Genomic DNA, 18,926 nt, shown 5'->3' with positions numbered 1-18,926 from the left:
GATGAAACGCCATATGCCACCGCTCTTGTCATCGCTTTTGCCACTGCTGCTGGTTACAGCGCTCGCGGGCTGCACGGTCGGCCCCGACTTTCACACGCCGGCCGCACCGCAGTCACCCGACTACACGCGCACGCCGCTGCCCGCCGCCACCGCCAGCGCGCCCGGCCCCGGCGGCGTCGCGCAAACCTTCGCGACGACCGAGCATGCGCCGCGTGCCTGGTGGAAGCAGTTCGGCAGCCCCGCGCTCGATCGTCTCGTGGACGAAGCGCTGCACGCCAGCCCGACGCTCGATTCCGCTCGCGCGAAGCTCGTCGAGGCGCGCGAGAACTACAACGCGCAAGCAGGCGCGGCGCTGTTTCCGTCCGTCGACCTGAAGCTTTCCGGCACACGCCAGAAGATCGATCTGGCCGCCTTCGGCATCACCCAGGTGCCGAATCCGGCGCCGTTCACGCTTTACAACGCCTCGGTCAGCGTCTCGTATGTGTTCGACCTGTTCGGCGCCACCCGCCGCGCACTCGAAGCGACACTCGCACAAGTCAATTATCAGGAATACGAACTTGAAGCGGTGCAGCTTACCGTGGCGGGCAATGTGGTCGCCACGGCAATCCGGCGGGCCGCGCTGCGCAGCGAGATCGACCTCACGCAACGGCTGATCGCCGCGCAAACGCGACAGTTATCGATCATGGAGGCGCGGCTCGAGGCGGGCGGCGTCGCGCGGCTCGACGTGCACAGCCAGCGCACGCTGCTCGCGCAAACGCGCGCCACGCTTGCGCCGCTCACCACGCAGCTTGCCCAGACCGATCACCTGCTCGCGATTCTGCTGGGGGTGGAGCCATCGAGTCCGGCCTTCGCGCCCCAACTCGATGCGCTCACGCTCGACACGTTGCCGCTGCCCGATACGCTCGCGCTCACGTTGCCTTCCACGCTCGCGCGTGAACGCCCCGACATTCGCGCGTCCGAAGCGCTATTGCATCAGGCGAGCGCGAACGTAGGCGTGGCGACGGCCAATCTGTTTCCGCAGATTTCGATTTCGGCGGGCGTGGGTTCTGAGCGCACGCGCATCGAAGACGTGATAACGGGGCTCAACATCTGGAATGTAGGGCTCGGCCTCACGCAGCCGATCTTTCATGGCGGCGAGCTGCGCGCGAAGCGGCGCGCGTCGCAAGCCGCGTATGAAGCCGCGTTTGCGGACTATAAGCAGACGGTGCTGCAAGCGCTCCAGCAAGTCGCCGACACGCTGCACGCGTTGCAGGACGACGCGCTGGAATTGCAAACTCGCGACGACGCCGCACACGAAGCGCAAGCCAGCGCCACGATCGCGCATGATCGCTATGCGGCAGGCGGTGTGAGCGAGTTCGATCTGATCGACGCGCAACGTCAGGCGCTGCAAACCGCGCTCGATCGCACGCGAGCACAGGCCACGCGGCTCACGGATACGGCAGCGCTCTATCAGGCGCTGGGCGGAGCCGCGCTGCCCGACGAAGCGGCGCGCTAACGCCGCTTTGCACTTCAAGCGTTGATCAGGCGTTGATCAAGCCTTCACCGCGCGCGCCGCATTCCTGCCGCGCAACCATTCGAGCGCCAGCAGCAGGCTGGTCGAAAACACGATCAATATCGTTGCGAGCGCAGCGATCGTGGGGCTGATGTTCTCGCGAATGCCCGTGAACATCTGGCGCGGCAGCGTCGTCTGATCGGCGCCGGCGAGAAACAGCGTCACCACCACTTCGTCGAACGAAGTCGCGAACGCGAACAGCGCGCCCGAAATCACGCCGGGCGCAATCACGGGCAGCGTGATGCGGAAGAACGTCGAAACCGGATTCGCGCCGAGCGAGAGACTCGCGCGCACGAGGTTGTAGTTGAAGCCCTGCAGCGTGGCCGACACGGTGGTCACCACGAACGGCACGCCCAGCGACGCATGCGCGAGAATCAAGCCCAGATAGGTATTGGCGAGCCCAAGCGGCGCGAAGAACAGATACATGCCCACGCCCACCACCACCACGGGCACGATCATCGGCGAGATCAGCACGGCCATCAGCAATGCCTTGCCGCGAAAATTCGCCTTCGTGATGCCGATGGCCGCAAGCGTGCCAAGCACCGTGGCCACGAGCGTGGCCGCCGGCCCGACGATGAAGCTGTTCTTCGCGGCCATGCGCCACTCGTCGGACATCACGAGGTTCTGGTACCAGCGCATCGACCAGCCCGGAATCGGGTAGACGAGAAACGTGCTCGACGAAAACGAAAGCGGCACGATCGCGAGCACAGGCAGAATCAGATAAAGCAGCGTGAGCACGGCGAGCCCGCGCAGCGTGAAGTACCACACGCGTTCGATGGCCGAGGTATGCGGCGCAAACAGAGGCTTGGCGAATTTCATGTCGGTGGCCTCCGTTAGCCGAGGCTCAGTTGCGTGCGCGTGAAGCGCCCGTAGACGAAGTACAGCACGGTGGTCGCCGCGAGCAGGAGCGCGCCGAGCGAGCACGCCATGCCCCAGTTGATCGACACGTTCGTGAAGTACGCCACGTAGTAGCTCACCATCTGGTCGGCGGGTCCGCCGAGCAGCGCGGGGGTGATGTAGTAGCCGATCGAGAGGATGAAGACGAGCAGCACGCCCGCGCCGATGCCCGGATACGTCTGCGGCACGTACACGCGCCAGAAAGCCGCGAACGGATGGCTGCCGAGCGAGACCGCCGCGCGCTGGTAGGTGGGCGGAATCGACTTCATCACGCTATAGAGCGGCAGCACCATGAACGGCAGCAGAATGTGCGTCATGGAGATGTACACGCCCACGCGGTTGAAGAGTAGCGTGAGCGGCGTGGAAATGATGCCCGTGCCGATCAGCGCCTTGTTGACTAATCCTTCGCTCTGCAGAATGACGATCCACGCGGCCACGCGCACGAGAATCGACGTCCAGAACGGAATCAACACGAGGATCATCACGAGATTGGCGCGGCGCTCAGGAAGCGTCGAAATCCAGTACGCGAGCGGATAGCCGAGCGCAAGCGCGAACAGCGTCACGAACACGCTGATCACGAAGGTGCGGCCGAACACGGCGAGATAGATCTGCTGGTCGGGGTCGGCGGAAATGATGCTGCCGAACGCGTCCTGCTTGTGATCGAGCGAGGCGAGCAGATAGAACGGCGAGTAGCGGCCGCTGTTCTTCGCGATGGCCTGCCAGTACGTCACGTCGTTCCAGCGGTCGTCGAGCTCGACGATTTTGGCGCGCGTTTGCGCGGGCGTCAGCTTGAGCGGGTGGCCGTCGTCGTCGGCGAGCGGCATCGCGCGCGCGGTCTTCGCCACGAGCGAGCGGTAGCCCGCGATCTCCACGTTCAGGCGGCGGGCGAGCGCGCCCATGGCGTCGCCATCCTGCACCGCGGTGAGGTCTTGCGCGAGTGCCGCGTAGGCCGCGTCGGGCGGCGCGCTCTTGCGGTCCCAGCTGCTCAGCGCCGCCACGGTATGCGGCAGCGCGGTCGCCACCTCGGGATTCTGCACGGCGCGCGTGAGCAGCGCCGCGATCGGCACAACGAAAATCAGCAGCAAAAAGATCGCCAGCGGCGCAATCAGCAAGAGCGCCATCGTGCGCTTTTTGGCCTGCGCGAGGCGCAGTTCGCGCTTCAGGCGCGCAACCGACTCGCTTGCGTCTGCTGCGCTGTTGCCTCCGCCGTTGCGAGGTTGATCGGCTGCGTGTTTCGCGGTTGTCGTTGATGTCAACTCAGTCTCCTGCAGTCGCCCCGGGAGCGCTTGCCCCGAGGCGCCATACCGCATGCGCCGCCCCGTGGCGGCGCATGCGGCCTTCCTCCGTTATCGCATCGTCGCGGCTTACTTCGCGGCCCACGAACCGAAGCGCTGCTCGAGCTCGTCGCCGTGATCGGTCCAGAACGTGAGGTTCTCCTGGATCGCGGTCTTGCCGTTCTTCGGCGAATTCGGCAGGTTCTCGAGCGTCTTCTCGTCGAGCGCCTTAATCGCCGCTGCGTTCACCGGACCGTAGGCGATGTGCTTCGCGTACTCTTGCTGCGGCTTCGACGAGAGCGTGTACGCGATGTACTGCAGGGCCTGCGCCTTGTTCGGCGAGCCCTTCGGAATCGCCCAGTAATCGAGGTCGTAAATGCTGCCGTTCCACACGACCTTGAGGTTCTTGCCTTCGCGCTGCGCGGCATCGATGCGGCCGTTATAGGCCGTCGACATCACCACGTCGCCCGCCACGAGGAACTGCGGCGGCTGCGCGCCTGCTTCCCACCACTGGATGTTCGGCTTGAGTTCGTCGAGCTTCTTGAACGCGCGGTCCTGGCCCGCCTTCGTTGCGAGCACCTTGTAGACGTCTTGCGGCGCAACGCCGTCGGCCATCAGCGCGAACTCCATGTTGTAGCGCGCGCCCTTGCGCATGCCGCGCTTGCCCGGGAATTTCTTCACATCCCAGAAGTCGGCCCAGCTCGTGGGCGCCGCCTTCAGCTTGTCGGCGTTATAGGCGAGCGCCGTGGACCACACGAAAAAACCCGCGCCGCACGGCTGCACCGCCGCCTTCAGATAATCGGCCTTGTTGCCGAGCTTCGACCAGTCGAGCTTCTCATAGAGACCTTCGTCGCAGCCGCGCGCGATATCGCCGGTCTCCACTTCGACCACGTCCCAGTTCACGTGCTTCGCCTCGACCATGGCCTTGACCTTGGCCTGCTCGCCGTTGTACTCGACCACCGTGACCTTGTTGCCGCTCTCAGTCTGGAACGGGCCGTTGAAGGCCGCCTTCTGCGCGTCGCCGTTCGCGCCGCCGAAGTTCACGACCGTGAGTTCCGCGGCGTGCGTCACGCCACACGAAAGTGCGAACGCGGCCGCAGCCGCTGCAACGCGCAAATTGCCGATTTGCTTCATGGTGTAGTCCCCTTCTCCTGGATCCTGGATGGTTTGTTTTCGCGCGCTTCGGCGCTACGGTGCTTCAGTTCACGCGAAGATGCGCAGATGCTCCGGCGCGAACTCGAGCGCGACCGGCTGGCCGGGCGCGAAGGCTTCGAGTGCCTCGGTGCCGAGCGGCACCTTCACAAAGCACTCGTCCTGGTGAGGCAGACCGCAGCGCATGCGCACGTGGTCGCCGAAATAGATGAGGCTGCGCGCCTCGCCCGCGAGCGCGTTCGAGCCGTTGCCGCCAGCGCGGGACGCGAGCTTCATGCGCTCGGGCCGGATGCAGGCGACCGCGTCCGCGCCGGCCTGCGCGCCCGCCACATTGCGGCCTTTGAGGCGCGTGCCGTCGGCGAGATGGATTTCGCAGAATTCGCCGTCCACCGCCGCGATCTTGCCGCGCAGCCGGTTGCTGTCGCCGATGAAGTTCGCCACGAACTCATTGCACGGCGACTCATAGAGGCGGTCCACGGTGTCGAGCTGCTGCACGATGCCCTTGTCGAACACCGCCACGCGGTCGGACATGGTGAGCGCCTCGCCCTGGTCGTGCGTGACATAGACGAACGTGACGCCGAGCTTTTCGTGCAGCGACTTCAGTTCGTACTGCATATGTTCGCGCAGTTGCTTGTCGAGCGCGCCGAGCGGCTCGTCCATGAGCACGAGCTTCGGCTGGAACACGAGCGCGCGGGCAAGTGCGATGCGCTGCTGCTGGCCGCCAGAGAGCTGGGCGGGATAGCGCTTGGCGAAGCCTTCCATGCGCACCATCTTGAGCGCGTCGTTCACGCGCGCGGCGCGCTCAGCCGTGGGCACCTTGCGCACGCCGAGCGGATACGCCACGTTCTGCTCAACGGTCATGTGCGGAAACAGCGCGTAGTTCTGAAACACCATGCCGATGTCGCGCTTGTGCGGCGGCACGTTGTTGAGCAGCTTGCCGTCGAGGCGAATCTCACCGCCGGTGGGGAATTCGAAGCCCGCCAGCATCATCAGGCAGGTGGTCTTGCCGGAGCCGGACGGCCCGAGCAGCGTCAAAAACTCGCCGTGGTAAATGTCCAGATCGAGCTGCTTGACCACCAGTGTTTCGCCGTCGTACGTCTTGCGCACGCCCCGAAAGCTGACGATCGCCTCCGATGTCTTCATCGTTCTGTCTCCTACTGGCTGCGTTCCATGCAGATTCTTGCTGCGTTTTATTTCTTGGTCAGATCCGGCGCGGCTAAATTGATTCTCACATAGAACTTAACCGAATCTAACGTGCGGATTACTATAGACGCTCCCGGCTCTATTGAATGGAGCCATTTCATTATTATCGATGGAACCACTTTGCCATGGTCATCCTGTCCGACTGGCTCGCCGCCCAACTCGACAAGGCCTCGGCGGAGCCTGTCTACCGTCAGTTGCTGCAACTCACGCAGCAAGCCATCCTGAGCGGCCAGCTCGCACCCGGCACGAAGCTGCCCAGTTCGCGCCTGCTCGCGGGCGACCTCGGTATCGCGCGCAACACGGTACTGCACGTCTACGACCAGTTGAGCGCGGAAGGCTACGTGCTCTCGAGCACCGGCAGCGGCACCTATGTCGCGGACACGCGCCCCGACTCGGCCGCCGTGGGCGCGCGCCCGAACGCAGCGACCCGCGCCGTGCCCGAGCCCAGCCCGCGCGGCGACATGTCGATGCGCGGGCAACGCCTCATCGACGAGGCCGGCGTTTCCGCCCGGCAATGGGGCGCGTTCATGCCTGGCGTGCCGGACGTAGCCGAGTTTCCTTCGCGCACCTGGAGCCGCCTGCAATCGCGGCTGTGGAAATCGGTGAATCCCGAACTGCTCACCTATGCGCCGGGCGGCGGCTATCGGCCCTTGCGCCGCGCGCTCTCCGACTATTTGCGCGTGGCGCGCTCGGTGCGCTGCACACCCGATCAGATCATCATCACGACCGGCATTCATCAGTCGATTGATCTTGCGGTACGTCTGCTTGCCGACGTCGGCGACCGCGCGTGGGTGGAGGAACCCTGCTATTGGGGCGCGCGCAGCGTGCTGCAAGCCTCCGGCATCAAGCTCGCGCCCATTCCGGTGGACGGCGAAGGGCTCAATCCGCGCGAGTCGGACCTGCGCCATCCGCCGCGTATCGCGCTCGTCACGCCTTCGCACCAGTACCCGCTCGGCATGGTGATGAGCCTCGCGCGCCGCCGCACGCTGCTCGAATACGCGCGCCAGCACAAGGTGTGGATCATCGAGGACGACTACGACAGCGAGTTCCGCTACGGCAGCCGCCCGCTCGCCTCGCTGCAAGGGCTCGACGACTCGGACCGGGTGATCTATGTGGGCAGCCTCGGCAAGCTGCTGTTTCCGGGCTTGCGCGTGGGCTATATGGTCGTGCCCGAGCGGCTCGTGGAGGTGTTCCGCACCGGCGTGTCGGAGCTCTATCGCGAAGGCCAGTTGATCCAGCAAGCCGTGCTCGCCGAGTTCATCCTGGACGGCTATCTCACCTCGCACGTGCGCCGCATGCGCACGCTCTACGGCGAACGGCGGCAACTGCTGATCGACGCCGTGACGCAACGCTTCGGCGACGCGCTGCCCGTCATGGGCGACGAAGCGGGCCTGCACTTCGTGCTGGGTCTGCCCGAGCATTGCGACGACCGCATGGTGACCGCGGCCTCGTATGAGGCAGGCGTGATCGTGCGGCCGCTGGCGTCGTATTACCTGGGCAAGCAGCAACGCAAAGGATTGCTAACGGGTTATGCGTGCGTTGCGCACGAGAACATCGCGCCGGCGTTCACCACACTCGCGCGCGTGATCGAAGAGCATGCGTTCGGGGCGAAGGGTGCGCGAGAACGCGTGGCGTAAAAACCTGCGGCGTGAAAAGCATGCGGGGCTGGAAACCAGGCCCCGCATGCGCACCGTCATTTAAGCCCGAAGTCCACGCGCGTGGTCGCGCCCTTGTCGTCGATGCCCTTCGCGTCGAGCTTGGGCGCCACCACGAACACGCGGCTCGAGTCGACCTTGCCTTCGAAGTACTGCTGCACAGCCTGCGCGCGCCGTTGCGCCAGATCGCGCAGCGTGGCGTCGTCCACGGGCGCGTGATCGGCGAGCGCCTGCTTCATGTCGTCGACGGGCAGCGTCTTCGTGAGGCCCACCATGTTGCGCGGCTTCTTGAAGTCGGCATCTTTATAGGCCTTCGTGAGGTACTTCTCGTACTCCTTCGGATCGACCTGCACCTGCGAGATATCCACGCTCTCGCCATTGCCTACGGTGTCCTTCACCTTCTGCCTGCGCACGAGGCGGTCCACATACTTCTCGCGCAGCGCGGGCGTGTCCACGGCCGGGTCCACGCGGCCGATCAGGTCGATCTTGATCGACGGCTTGTCGTCGAGCGCCTTCGCAATCGTGTCGAGCTTCTTGTTGTCGGCGTCGGAGAGCTCGGCCGAGCCTGCCGGGAACTCCACGTAGCCGAGCTCCTCTCCGCCGCCGCCGAACGCGTTCGCGAGCAGCGTGAACGGCGCGGTCACGGCCTTCGCGATCAGGTTGAGCACCGCCTTCCAGATCAGGCCGCCAAGGCTGAACTCGGGGTTCGAAAGCGAGCCCGACACCGGAATGTTCACGTCGATCTCGCCGCGCCGGTTCTTGAGCAGCGAAATCGCGAGACGCACGGGCAGCTTGGTGGCGGTGTCGTTCTCGACGTGATCGCCGAACGTGAGCTGGTCGATGAAGATATGGTTGTTGGCCGAGAGCTGGTCGTTCGCGAGCTGGTAGTGCAGGTCGACGTTGAGCTTGCCCTTCGTGATCGGATAACCCGCGTACTTGGCCGAATACGGCGTGAGATTGGTGAGCTCGATGTCGTGCGCGCTCGCGGTGATGTCGAGCGCCGGCTTCGCGATGAGCGGATTCACCGAGCCCTTGATGGCGATCGGCCCGTTCGCCGCGAGCTTGGCCGACACGTCGACGGGCGCGGAGGTGGTCGACTCGGTGCCGAACGCGCCCACCGTGCCCTGGATCTGCACGAGGTTGGCGCTGTAGTTCGGCTTGATGAAGTTGTCGGTATAAGTCACGCGGCCGTTTTGCAGCACGAGCTCGCCGAAATGCAGGCGCACGGGATGCTTCGGCGGCTGCGCGGCGGTGACCGTCGCCGGCGCGGAAGCAGGCGCGGGCGCGGAAGCCGCAGCAACGGGCGCGCTAGCCGCTTGGGGCGACAGCGGCACCGGCTCGTGGCCGCTCGTGTCGCGCGTGAGCGACTGCGCCTGCCCGCTCTCGTGCGCCACCACGTCCTTGAGATTGAGCTTGCCTTGCGCGTCGAGCAGCACGCGCCCGTAGAAGCCGCTGAAGGTCACGCGGCTCGCGTCCACGTCGGTGCCGCGCGCGTCGTCGTAGCTCGCCTTCAGGTTCGAGAGCGCGAGCGAACGCCAGCCCGCGAACGGGTCGGAGGTCGCCTTGTCGAGCATGCGCACGTCCACGAGCGCCGCGTCGCCGCGATAGTTCGCCTTGAGCGCCTTGCCCTGCTCCACGGCAAGCTGCCCCTTCATGTTGAGCAGCGCGCTCGCGATCACCGCGTTGAGCTGGCTGCCGAAGTACGGCTCGAACGCGGCGGCGTCCAGCCGGTTCGCGTCGATCTTGAACTTCGCCGTGAGCGGCGTAGGGTTCAGGTCGCCGCTGAGCGCGAGCGTGCCCTTCTTGTTGATCGTCGCCTTCAGGTCGATGGGCAGCGCGTGCTTCATGTCGTCGCTGATCTGCTGGACCTTGAGGTCGAGCGGCGCGACGGCAAGCGTGACCGGGCGCGGCGTCGTGCTGTCCGTGAAGTTGATCGAGCCGCCGTTCACGTTCAGCGCATCGATCTTGTAGCGCCACGCCGGGCCTTCCTTCACCGACTTCTGCGCCGCGCGAATCGCCGTGCGCTCAGGCGCGGCCTGGCGGCCTTGCGCAAGCTCCAGTAGATCGATCTTGCCGTCTTTCTTGCGTTCGACGTTGACGGCGAGACCGCTCGTATCCACCGACGCGATCTGCGCAGTGCGCGCCGCGAGATCGACCGCGCTTACTTGCACCGTGCCCTTCGCGAGCGCCACGATCGGCGCCTTCGAACCGCGCGCGGCGAGCTTGAGCGCCTCCAGATTCAGCGTGCTCGCCTCCACCTTCACGGCGGCCGGCTCTTGCGCCCAATCGGCCTTGATGGTCGAGTCGAGGCTCAGCTTGCCGTCGAGGATCTGCGCGGCGCTCACGCCGTCGAGATACGGCTGCACTTGCGGCAGCGTCAAGTTGTGCAGGACGACTTTCGCGTCGGCGTTCTTCGCGGCGAGACCAAAGCGGCCCGAGACCTGCGCCGTGCCGCCGTCGGGCGCGCCGAACGCGAGCGTGTAGTCGGCGGGCGCCTTGGCGACGGTCGAGAAGTTCGCGAGCGTCGTGGTGACGTTGTCGAGATCCAGTTCCACAGGCCTCGACGCCGCTTCGTCATGCACATGTACCGTGCCATCCACGATCGCGAACTGGCGAATCGACAGATCGAGCGGCGGCGCCTTGGTTTCTGCCGCGGACTCGGCCTGGGCGCCCGACGCCGCGGGCGGCACCGCCGCGACGGCGCTCGCGGCGCCCTTCCCGGGAGACGGCGCCGTGGCATTGGACTTGGCTGCCTCGGCCTTCGCCGCCGGTGCGCCCGCCAGCTTCTCGACGCTGAGCACGCCGGCCTTGTCGCGCGCGATCCAGGCCTTGGGCGCGTCGATGCGGATCGTGTCGAAGCGATAAACGTTGCTGAACGGCTCGAGCGACGCCGCCGCCACATGCAGGCTGCGCGCGCCGAACAGCGGCGCGTTGGCGTTGTCGGTGGCGTCGATGTCGTTGAGGTCGGTCGTTCCGGAAACGCGCAGCGTGGGTTTCTCGCCCGACATCACGAAATCGAGCTTGAGGTTGGTGGAGAGCTTGCCGCTCTTGAGCGTCACCGGCAACTTGGTGGGCGCATAAGTGAGCAGCTTGGGCAGATCGAGATCGGCGAGACGCAGTTCGACCTCGGACTCGCGCGACGCGGCGAACGGCTTGGTCTTGCCGTCGATGGCAAGCGTGCTGTCGCCGTCGATGCGCGCGCGCAGCATCGGCTGGACGAAGATATCGGTCTTCGAAGGCAGCGTGGCGATGAACGGAATGCCCAGCGACCAGCGGTCGATCACATGCTTTTCGTTGAGCAGCCGATCGTCGAAGGTGATCTTGCCGTTCTCGATGTGGATGTTCGACACCGCGAATTGCGCGGGCTTGCTGCTGGGCTTTTCGGAAGGCTTCGAGAACTTCTCAACGAGGTCCGAGAAGTTGAAGCGCTGCGCGTCGAGCCGCACGATGGTCGCGCGCGGCGAGTCGAGCCGCACTTCGTCGACGATGGGCGCCGCGCGGAAGATCGACGACCACGACGCCTGCACGACGAGCTTTTCGACGTCGAAGAAGTCGCCCTGGCCGCCGCGCTCGCCGATGTGCACGCGGTCCGCTTCGAGCCGCAGCGTGTAAGGATTGAGCCCGATGTGCGCGATCGAGACGGGCCGGTCGAGCTGCTTGCTCAACTGTTGTTCGGCAATGTGGCGGATCAGCGGCGGCGCGGCGAAGAAGCCGAGCAGGCCGAACACCACGAGAAAAATCGCGATGCCGGTGAAGATGCGCCGTGTGCGCGGGGCGCGCGCCACGGCGCGCACCGATTGCAATGAAGTCGTCAGCGATTCTTTGTTGAGGCTTGCCATGCTTGCTGGCCAATGACGCGGCGAAAGGCCCGCCGCGGATAGTGAAACCGGATGGAATGCCGGAGGGTCCGACAGCCGAAAGTATAGGCCCGATGATCCATCGCGCGTCGACAAAACGTCGGAAGGATGCAGGGGCTGGTGTGGAGGCGGCGCACGCCGGCGCCGCCGTTTTGGCACGCCCGGAGGGCGGCGGATCCGCCGTTATTGCTGCTATTGCGGCTCTAGCCGCTTACTGGCGCTCGACCGCCGGCGGCTGCCAGGAGCCGTCCGTAGCCTGGGGCTTCGGCGCGTACATGCGCAGCACGAGGCGGAAGTCGCCCTTCGGCACCGGCACCCAGTTGGCGCCGCCGCGCGGCCGCTCCGCGCTCACCTGCACGTCGAGCGAGCCATCGCGGTTGCGCCGCGCGCCGTTGCGGTCGCCGAACGCGACGCGCACGGACGCGTCGCTGTCGAGCGCGCCCTCGGGCGTATAGGCCGTGATCGACCAGAAGCCGCGCACCGGCGGCAACTGCTTTGCGCTGAAATGGATCACGTAGCGGTTCGCGCCGTTCAGCGTGTGGCCGTCGCTGTCCTGGGCCACGCGGGCGCGCGCTTCGTCGCGGATCGTGGGCAGGCCCGGCGACGCGTAGGCCGCGTAGCCGCGCAGCGCGTAGTCGGTGCCGTAGTTGCCCGCGTCGTCGCCCACCCACAGCCAGCCGTTGCCGGCGAGCAGATTCGAAGGCGGCGTGGCGACGCGCGCGCGGCCGTCGGCGAAACCCGTGCTCACGCCAGCGGCATCCTTCGTGCCGGACGGCAGTTGTACCGAATCGCCGGGATGCACGCCGATGTCGCCGAGAATCTTGAGCGCGTGCGGGTCCTCGGGCGACGGCGCGTTGTCTTCCAGCGCGAGCGCGAGACGGTTGAAGAAGCCGTTGGCGTCGAGCGCAGCAATCTGCGCAGCCGGGGTGCCAGCCGCCACCGGGTCGCCAGCGAGGCCCGCGCCCGTTTGCGGATCTGCCTGCGCGACGCGCTTGCCGCTCCCGTTCCATGCGGAAAGCGGCGCCACGCGAATGCCGCGCTGCACGCGCCGCGCGGTTGCAAGGTCGCCGCCGCCACGCGTCTCGATACGCGCGAGGAACCAGACGTAGCGCGTGGTCACGTCCACGCGCTTCGCGCGCGCGGGCAGCGTGCCCTTCCAGCCCGCGGGCACGAACGCAATCGTTTGCGCCTTCAGACCGTTCACGCGCTCATTGCCTTTCGCCGCCGTCGACCAGAGCACGTTGGTCCACATGTCGAGCGCGCGCGCATCCGCATAGCGGCCGTGCGTGTCGGGCAGCGCGATGAGCACGGGCTCGCGGCTTACGTCGAGCCAGCCGGAAGAGGCCAGCGTGTCGAGATTGGGTTCGGGCGGCGTCGTGGCGCCAACCGGCGGCAGCGACTGCGCGTGGCGCAGCGTATTCAGCGCGGCCTGGCCCGGCGCGTTGCCCGTGGCGGCTTCGCGCGAGATATCCATCAGCACGAGCGGATAACCGAACACATAGGAGTCGGACACTTCGTCCTTGACCCAGCCATTGCCCTTCGACCCGGCGCCCTGAGGCGCCGACGCGCATCCGGCAATGAGGGCGACACCGGCCAGTGCGGCGCAGGCGCGGAACAAAGGAATGGTGCGGCGTATTTTTTTCATTTCTTGATTATGTGCGAAGCAGGCGGTCCATGAATTGACGTCGACCGGCTTCCGACGCTGCGCGCCGGCCCCCCCGGGCCGCAGTCCGATGCGCGCAGCATGGTGCCAATGCCGCCGAGTCGTATCGTATCGTCCGTATTCGCCCCTGAACAGTCTGCCGGATGGAATTCTGCCTTGCCGCGAGTATTGCCCTTGACCTTCCCATCATGGGAACGTAGATACTGCGTAACGTCGAATACTTATCGCATTTGCGCATCATCACCATGAACGATCCCCTCGTTGCAGAAACCGGCGAGCGTGCCGGGCACCGCGTGGCCGAACTCGAAATCCGCGGCATGACTTGCGCGTCGTGCGCCATGCGGGTCGAGAAGGCGCTCGCGAAGGTGCCAGGCGTGACGCGCGCGTCGGTCAATCTCGCCACCGAAAAGGCCACCGTCGAAGCCAATCCCGAAGCAGGCGGAAGCACGGCGGAAGCACTCGCGCTTGAACTCGTGGCGGCCGTGGAAAAGGCCGGCTATGAAGCCGAAGCCGTCGTGGACGCCAGCGCCGGGACCGCCTCCGCCGAGACAAACGCAGCGCCGACCGCGAGCTTCGCCATCGGCGGCATGACTTGCGCGGCCTCCGCGAACCGCGTGGAAAAGGTGCTCGCGAAGGTACCGGGCGTGGCGGGCGTCACCGTCAACCTGGCGACCGAAAACGCCACGGTGCGGCTCGAAGGGCCGCTAGATAGCGACCTGCGCGAGCGCCTCGTGGCCGCTGTGCAGAAGGCCGGCTACGAGGCCACGCCGCTGGTCGAGGACGCGCCCGCCGCCGCAACCGCCGGTTCCACCGGATCCCACGCCACACCAGACGCAAGCGCAACCGGCGCCGCCCCATCGCGCAGCCCCTCCTCGCGCGCCGCCGCAACCGAGGCCGCCGCGCGCCGCGAGTTGCGCGACGTGCTGATCGCCGCCGCGCTCACCGCGCCGCTCGTGGTGCCGATGTTCGGCCACTGGCTCGGCTGGCACTGGATGCTGCCGGCCGCCGCGCAACTCGTGCTCGCCTCGATCGTCCAGTTCGGCTTTGGCGCGCGCTTTTATCGCGCCGCCTGGAAGGCCGTGCGCGCGGGCGCCGGCAATATGGACTTGCTGGTGGCGCTCGGCACCACCGCGGCGTGGGGCGTGAGCGTCTACGCGATGCTCGCGCACCCCGGCAGCACCGCGCATCTGTACTTCGAGGCATCGGCGGTCGTCATCACGCTGGTGCGCTTCGGCAAGTGGCTCGAAGCGCGCGCGAAGCGCCAGACCACCGACGCCATCCGCGCGCTCAACGCGCTGCGCCCCGAGCGCGCGCGCATCCGCGAAAACGGCGTGGAGCACGAAGTCCCGCTCGCGCAAGTGCGCGTGGGCGCGGTGGTCGTGGTGCGGCCAGGCGAGCGCGTGCCGACCGACGGTGTCGTGCTCGAAGGCCGCAGCCACGTCGACGAATCGCTGATTACCGGCGAAAGCCTGCCCGTGCCGAAGGCCCCCGAGGACCGTCTCACCGCCGGCTCGATCAACGGCGAAGGGCTGATGGCCGTGCGCACCACCGCCATCGGCGCGGAGACGACGCTCGCGCGCATCATCCGCCTCGTGGAAAGCGCCCAGGCCGAGAAGGCGCCGATCCAGCGTCTCGTCGACCGCGTGAGCGCCGTGTTCGTGCCCGCGATCCTCGTGATCGCGGCGATCACGCTAGGCGGCTGGCTGCTCGCGGGCGCGAGCGCCGAAACCGCGATCCTCAACGCCGTGGCCGTGCTCGTGATCGCCTGCCCCTGCGCGCTCGGGCTCGCAACGCCGGCCGCGATCATGGCCGGCACCGGCGTGGCCGCGCGCCACGGCGTGCTGATCAAGGACGCCGAAGCGCTGGAAACGGCGCATGACGTGAGCATCGTGGCGTTCGACAAGACCGGCACGCTCACGCTCGGCCAGCCCTCGCTCACGGCGTTCGAAACGGCCGGCGAGATCGCGCGCGACGAAGCGCTCATGCTCGCCGCCGCCGTGCAGCAGCACAGCGATCATCCGCTCGCGAAGGCTGTGGTGAAGGCCGCAGTGAAGACACTCAGCGCGCAATCCGCGGAAGCTGGGGGCGCTGGGGAGGCTTCGAACGTGACGCTGCCCGCCGCCGCGCATGCGCGCGCGGTGCCCGGACGCGGCGTGGAAGCCGAGGTGAATGGCCGCTACCTGGCGATCGGCAGCGCGCGCTGGCTCAAGGAACTCGAACTCGCCGTACCGCCCGCGCTCGCGGCGCGCGCGCAGGCGCTCGAATCCGAGGGCAATACGGTGTCCTGGCTGATGGGCGACTCCAGGGGTTCAGCGAACCATGCGAGCGCAGAGCCGGTTTCGCCCCGCGCGGTGCTTGCGCTGCTCGCCTTCGGCGACACGGTGAAGCCCACCGCGCGCGAAGCGGTAGCGCGCCTGAAGTCGATGGGCATCCGCAGCGTGCTCGTGACCGGCGACAACGCGGGCAGCGCGCGCGCGGTGGCGGCGCAGCTCGGCATCGACGAGATTCACGCGCAAGTGCTGCCCGACGACAAAGCGCGCACGATCCGCGACCTGAAAATCCGCACGGGCGCGGTGGTCGCGATGGCCGGCGACGGCATCAACGACGCGCCCGCGCTGGCCGCCGCCGACATCGGCATCGCCATGGCCACCGGCACCGACGTCGCCATGCATGCCGCGGGCGTCACGCTCATGCGCGGCGACCCGGCGCTCGTGGCCGCCGCCATCGACATCTCCCGGCGCACGTGGCGCAAGATCCAGCAGAACCTGTTCTGGGCGTTCTTCTACAACCTGATCGGGATTCCGCTCGCGGCGCTCGGGCTCCTGAACCCCATGCTCGCGGGCGCCGCCATGGCGTTTTCGAGCGTGAGCGTGGTGACCAATGCGCTGCTGCTGCGCACATGGCGCGAACGCCGCGAGACTGACTAAATGCGGCCCGGCGCCCGGGTGCTGACTCAGTGCGCCTGGCTGCGCAGCGCCTTCGCGGCCGCCACCATGTTGGTCAGCGCGGGAATCACTTCGGCCCACTGACGCGTCTTCAGGCCGCAATCGGGATTCACCCACAGCCGCTGCGCCGGAATGCGCTCGGCCGCCTTCTGCATCAGTTGCACGATGTGCTCCTGCGTCGGGATGTTCGGCGAGTGAATGTCGTACACACCCGGGCCGATCTCGTTCGGATACTTGAAGTGGTCGAACGCGTCGAGCAGTTCCATGTCCGAGCGCGAGGTCTCGATCGTGATGACGTCGGCGTCCATATCGGCGATCGACGCGATGATGTCGTTGAACTCCGAATAGCACATATGCGTATGAATCTGCGTTTCGTCGGCCACGCCATTCGCCGTGATGCGGAACGATTCCACCGCCCAGCGCAGGTACTCGCCCCATTGCGCGCGGCGCAGCGGCAGACCTTCGCGCAATGCGGCTTCGTCGATCTGGATCACGCGCACGCCGGCCTTTTCGAGGTCGAGCACTTCTGCGCGGATCGCCAGCGCGAGCTGCTGGCACGACACTGAACGCGGCTGGTCGTCACGCACGAACGACCAGTTCAGGATCGTCACCGGGCCCGTGAGCATGCCCTTCATCGGCTTGTTGGTGAGCGATTGCGCGTAGGCGATCCACTCGACCGTCATCGCCTTCGGGCGGCTGATGTCGCCGAACAGAATGGGCGGCTTCACGCAGCGCGAACCGTACGACTGCACCCAGCCGAACTGGCTGAACGCGTAGCCGTCGAGTTGCTCGCCGAAGTATTCGACCATGTCGTTGCGCTCGGCTTCGCCGTGCACGAGCACGTCGAGCCCCAGCGCTTCCTGCTCGCGCACGCTGCGCTCGATTTCCTTGCGCATCGCGGCTTGATAACCGGCGTCGTCGAGCGCGCCGCTCTTGTACTGGCTGCGCGCCTGGCGGATTTCGCCGGTCTGCGGGAACGAGCCGATCGTCGTGGTCGGAAACGCGGGCAGCTTGAGCAGCGCGGCCTGCTTCTCCGCGCGCTTGGCATACGCGTGCTGGCGATTGCCGAGATTCGCGTCGATACGCGCGATGGCGGCCTTCACCGCCGGATTGTTCACGCGCGGCGACTTGCGGCGAGCGTCGATCGCAGCGGCATTGGCGGCGAGTTCCGCGGCCACCGCGTCGCGGCCTTCGTTGAGCGCTGTCGCCAGCACCTTCACTTCGTCGAGCTTTTGCAGCGCGAAAGCGAGCCACGAGCGGATCTCGGCGTCGAGCTTTTCCTCGCTCGCGAGATCGACCGGCACGTGCAGCAACGAGCACGACGGCGCAATCCAGAGACGCTCGCCCAGTTGTTGCGCGAGCGGCGCGAGCCATTCGAGCGCGGCGTTCAGGTCGGTCTTCCAGATGTTGCGGCCGTTGATCGCGCCTACCGACAGCACGCTCTGCGCGGGCAGCTTCTGCGCGGCCAGCGCGACTTCAGCGCGGGCATTGATCGCGTCGATGTGCAGGCCGTCCACCGGGAGCTTGCACGCAAGGTCGAGATTTTCCTGTAGTTGACCGAAATACGTCGCGAGCAGCAGCTTGACGCCGCGATCTTCGAAGCCCTCGTAGGCCGTCACGAACGCTTCGCGCCATGCTGGATCGAGTTCGGTCACGAGCACCGGCTCGTCGATCTGCACCCACTCGACCTCCATCACCTTGAAGTAGTCGAGCAGCGCGCGGTACACGGGCATGATGCGCGGCAGCAGCGCGAGCTTGTCCGCGAGTTTGCCAACCCCGTCCTTCGCCTTGCCCAGCCACAAGTAGGTCAACGGGCCGATGATGACCGGCTTGGCCTTCACGCCCTGCGCCTGCGCTTCGCGCAGTTGCTCCGAGAGGCGCGAAAAGTCGAGATTGAACTGCGTGTCGGCCGTGAACTCGGGGACGATGTAGTGGTAGTTGGTGTCGAACCACTTCGTCATTTCGCCGGCGGCCACGCCGCCGCCGCAGCCTGCGTGCTCTTGCGCGCCCGCTGCCGAGCGGCCGCGCGCGACGCGGAAATAGTTGTCGAGCTTGTCGCCGTGAAAGCCCTGCACGCGCTCCGGCAGGTTGCCGAGCGTGAAGCTCATGTCGAGCACCTGGTCGTAGAACGCGAAGTCGCCGACCGGCACGAGGTCGAGCGCCTGCTGGTTCGCCCAGTGGCGCGCGCGCAGTTCTGCGCCCAGCGCCTTCAGTTCGTCGCGCGAAGACTCGCCCTTCCAGTATTTTTCCAGGCCGAATTTCAGCTCGCGTTTTACGCCGATGCGCGGAAAGCCGAGGTTGTGTGTCGTGACCATGTGCGCTGCCATCCGATGAAAAGTGTCAGAACTGGCAGCGATGATAGGGCCTACTGAGGATGAAGAAAAATGGCATTATTTCATTCATTCATTAGATTTTTTCATTCATCGCTCCGAGATGGTCGCGAGCCAGCGCGGCGTGGCGGCGCTGCCGAGATGGCTCGCCGAGGAGTACGCGGACCGCATGCCGCTCGCGATCGTGAAGCTCGGCAAGCAAGGCATCGCCAAGCAGATTTTCCTCGGCACGCGCGAAGGCGATGCCGTGGTCGACTACCTGAGCTCATTCGTCGAATTCGCGCGTGAGTCGAACTGGCAGGCCCCGCGCGTGCGGGGCCGATGATGGCGGGCCGGGCGCGGCGCGTTCACGTCCCCCGTAGGGCGCGGGAGTAAATGAGACCGGGCACACCAAAAAC

10 protein-coding genes and 1 pseudogene are annotated in these 18,926 nt (G+C 66.5%); 4 read left to right on the top strand and 7 right to left on the bottom strand.

Annotated features, from left to right (window positions below; genetic code table 11):
- Positions 1-13: 13 nt before the first annotated feature.
- Positions 14-1,495 (top strand): efflux transporter outer membrane subunit, encoded by a 1,482-nt coding sequence (locus HV773_RS21650; RefSeq protein ID WP_246282354.1) that lies wholly within the window; start codon positions 14-16, stop codon positions 1,493-1,495.
- A 36-nt stretch (positions 1,496-1,531) separates the two neighbouring features.
- On the opposite strand, the gene HV773_RS21645 is transcribed toward HV773_RS21650, so the two are convergent.
- From HV773_RS21645 to HV773_RS21630, 4 genes are all read right to left on the bottom strand, one after another.
- Entirely contained in the window at positions 1,532-2,371 is an 840-nt protein-coding gene (locus HV773_RS21645) for an ABC transporter permease (RefSeq protein ID WP_175196650.1), read from the bottom strand.
- A 14-nt stretch (positions 2,372-2,385) separates the two neighbouring features.
- Positions 2,386-3,759 (bottom strand): ABC transporter permease, encoded by a 1,374-nt coding sequence (locus HV773_RS21640; protein ID WP_175196648.1) that lies wholly within the window; start codon positions 3,757-3,759, stop codon positions 2,386-2,388.
- Positions 3,760-3,813: 54 nt separating this feature from the next.
- Positions 3,814-4,857, bottom strand: a complete 1,044-nt coding sequence (locus HV773_RS21635; protein ID WP_175196646.1) for an ABC transporter substrate-binding protein — start codon at positions 4,855-4,857, stop codon at positions 3,814-3,816.
- Positions 4,858-4,926: 69 nt separating this feature from the next.
- Positions 4,927-6,018, bottom strand: coding sequence for an ABC transporter ATP-binding protein (locus HV773_RS21630; protein WP_175196644.1), 1,092 nt, complete (start codon positions 6,016-6,018; stop codon positions 4,927-4,929).
- Positions 6,019-6,203: 185 nt separating this feature from the next.
- Here HV773_RS21630 and pdxR point away from each other — a divergent pair, with 185 nt between their 5' ends.
- Positions 6,204-7,715 carry a MocR-like pyridoxine biosynthesis transcription factor PdxR gene (pdxR, locus tag HV773_RS21625; protein WP_175196642.1) on the top strand — a complete coding sequence of 504 codons (1,512 nt, stop codon included), beginning with the start codon at positions 6,204-6,206 and terminating at the stop codon, positions 7,713-7,715.
- A 56-nt stretch (positions 7,716-7,771) separates the two neighbouring features.
- Here pdxR and HV773_RS21620 read toward each other — a convergent pair whose 3' ends face one another.
- Together HV773_RS21620 and HV773_RS21615 are read right to left on the bottom strand one after the other, a co-directional pair.
- Positions 7,772-11,572, bottom strand: coding sequence for a DUF748 domain-containing protein (locus HV773_RS21620; protein WP_175196640.1), 3,801 nt, complete (start codon positions 11,570-11,572; stop codon positions 7,772-7,774).
- A 229-nt stretch (positions 11,573-11,801) separates the two neighbouring features.
- Positions 11,802-13,235 carry a DUF1254 domain-containing protein gene (locus HV773_RS21615; RefSeq protein ID WP_175196638.1) on the bottom strand — a complete coding sequence of 478 codons (1,434 nt, stop codon included), beginning with the start codon at positions 13,233-13,235 and terminating at the stop codon, positions 11,802-11,804.
- A gap of 263 nt (positions 13,236-13,498) precedes the next feature.
- On the opposite strand from HV773_RS21615, the gene HV773_RS21610 reads away from it, so the two are divergent.
- Complete coding sequence (locus HV773_RS21610; protein ID WP_175196636.1) at positions 13,499-16,180, top strand: heavy metal translocating P-type ATPase; 2,682 nt, start codon at positions 13,499-13,501, stop codon at positions 16,178-16,180.
- A 26-nt stretch (positions 16,181-16,206) separates the two neighbouring features.
- On the opposite strand, the gene metE is transcribed toward HV773_RS21610, so the two are convergent.
- Positions 16,207-18,513, bottom strand: a complete 2,307-nt coding sequence (metE, locus tag HV773_RS21605; protein ID WP_175196634.1) for a 5-methyltetrahydropteroyltriglutamate--homocysteine S-methyltransferase — start codon at positions 18,511-18,513, stop codon at positions 16,207-16,209.
- Between the two features lie 115 nt (positions 18,514-18,628).
- Here metE and HV773_RS21600 point away from each other — a divergent pair.
- Positions 18,629-18,853, top strand: a pseudogene (locus tag HV773_RS21600) (LysR family transcriptional regulator); the annotation flags it as partial.
- Between the last annotated feature and the right edge of the window lie 73 nt (positions 18,854-18,926).

This window comes from Paraburkholderia caffeinitolerans (assembly GCF_902859945.1).
In the GTDB taxonomy this organism is placed as follows: domain Bacteria; phylum Pseudomonadota; class Gammaproteobacteria; order Burkholderiales; family Burkholderiaceae; genus Paraburkholderia; species Paraburkholderia caffeinitolerans.
Note: the sequence above shows the minus strand (reverse complement) of the source record. Positions and strands in the feature narration are given on the sequence as shown.

What these genes read in the sequence shown, in the direction of transcription:
- HV773_RS21650 (WP_246282354.1), top strand. Translation starts at nt 14, where the DNA reads ATGCCACCGCTCTTGTCATCGCTTTTGCCACTGCTGCTGGTTACAGCG.
- HV773_RS21645 (WP_175196650.1), bottom strand. Translation starts at nt 2,371, where the DNA reads ATGAAATTCGCCAAGCCTCTGTTTGCGCCGCATACCTCGGCCATCGAA.
- HV773_RS21640 (WP_175196648.1), bottom strand. Translation starts at nt 3,759, where the DNA reads ATGCGGTATGGCGCCTCGGGGCAAGCGCTCCCGGGGCGACTGCAGGAG.
- HV773_RS21635 (WP_175196646.1), bottom strand. Translation starts at nt 4,857, where the DNA reads ATGAAGCAAATCGGCAATTTGCGCGTTGCAGCGGCTGCGGCCGCGTTC.
- HV773_RS21630 (WP_175196644.1), bottom strand. Translation starts at nt 6,018, where the DNA reads ATGAAGACATCGGAGGCGATCGTCAGCTTTCGGGGCGTGCGCAAGACG.
- pdxR (WP_175196642.1), top strand. Translation starts at nt 6,204, where the DNA reads ATGGTCATCCTGTCCGACTGGCTCGCCGCCCAACTCGACAAGGCCTCG.
- HV773_RS21620 (WP_175196640.1), bottom strand. Translation starts at nt 11,572, where the DNA reads ATGGCAAGCCTCAACAAAGAATCGCTGACGACTTCATTGCAATCGGTG.
- HV773_RS21615 (WP_175196638.1), bottom strand. Translation starts at nt 13,235, where the DNA reads ATGAAAAAAATACGCCGCACCATTCCTTTGTTCCGCGCCTGCGCCGCA.
- HV773_RS21610 (WP_175196636.1), top strand. Translation starts at nt 13,499, where the DNA reads ATGAACGATCCCCTCGTTGCAGAAACCGGCGAGCGTGCCGGGCACCGC.
- metE (WP_175196634.1), bottom strand. Translation starts at nt 18,513, where the DNA reads ATGGTCACGACACACAACCTCGGCTTTCCGCGCATCGGCGTAAAACGC.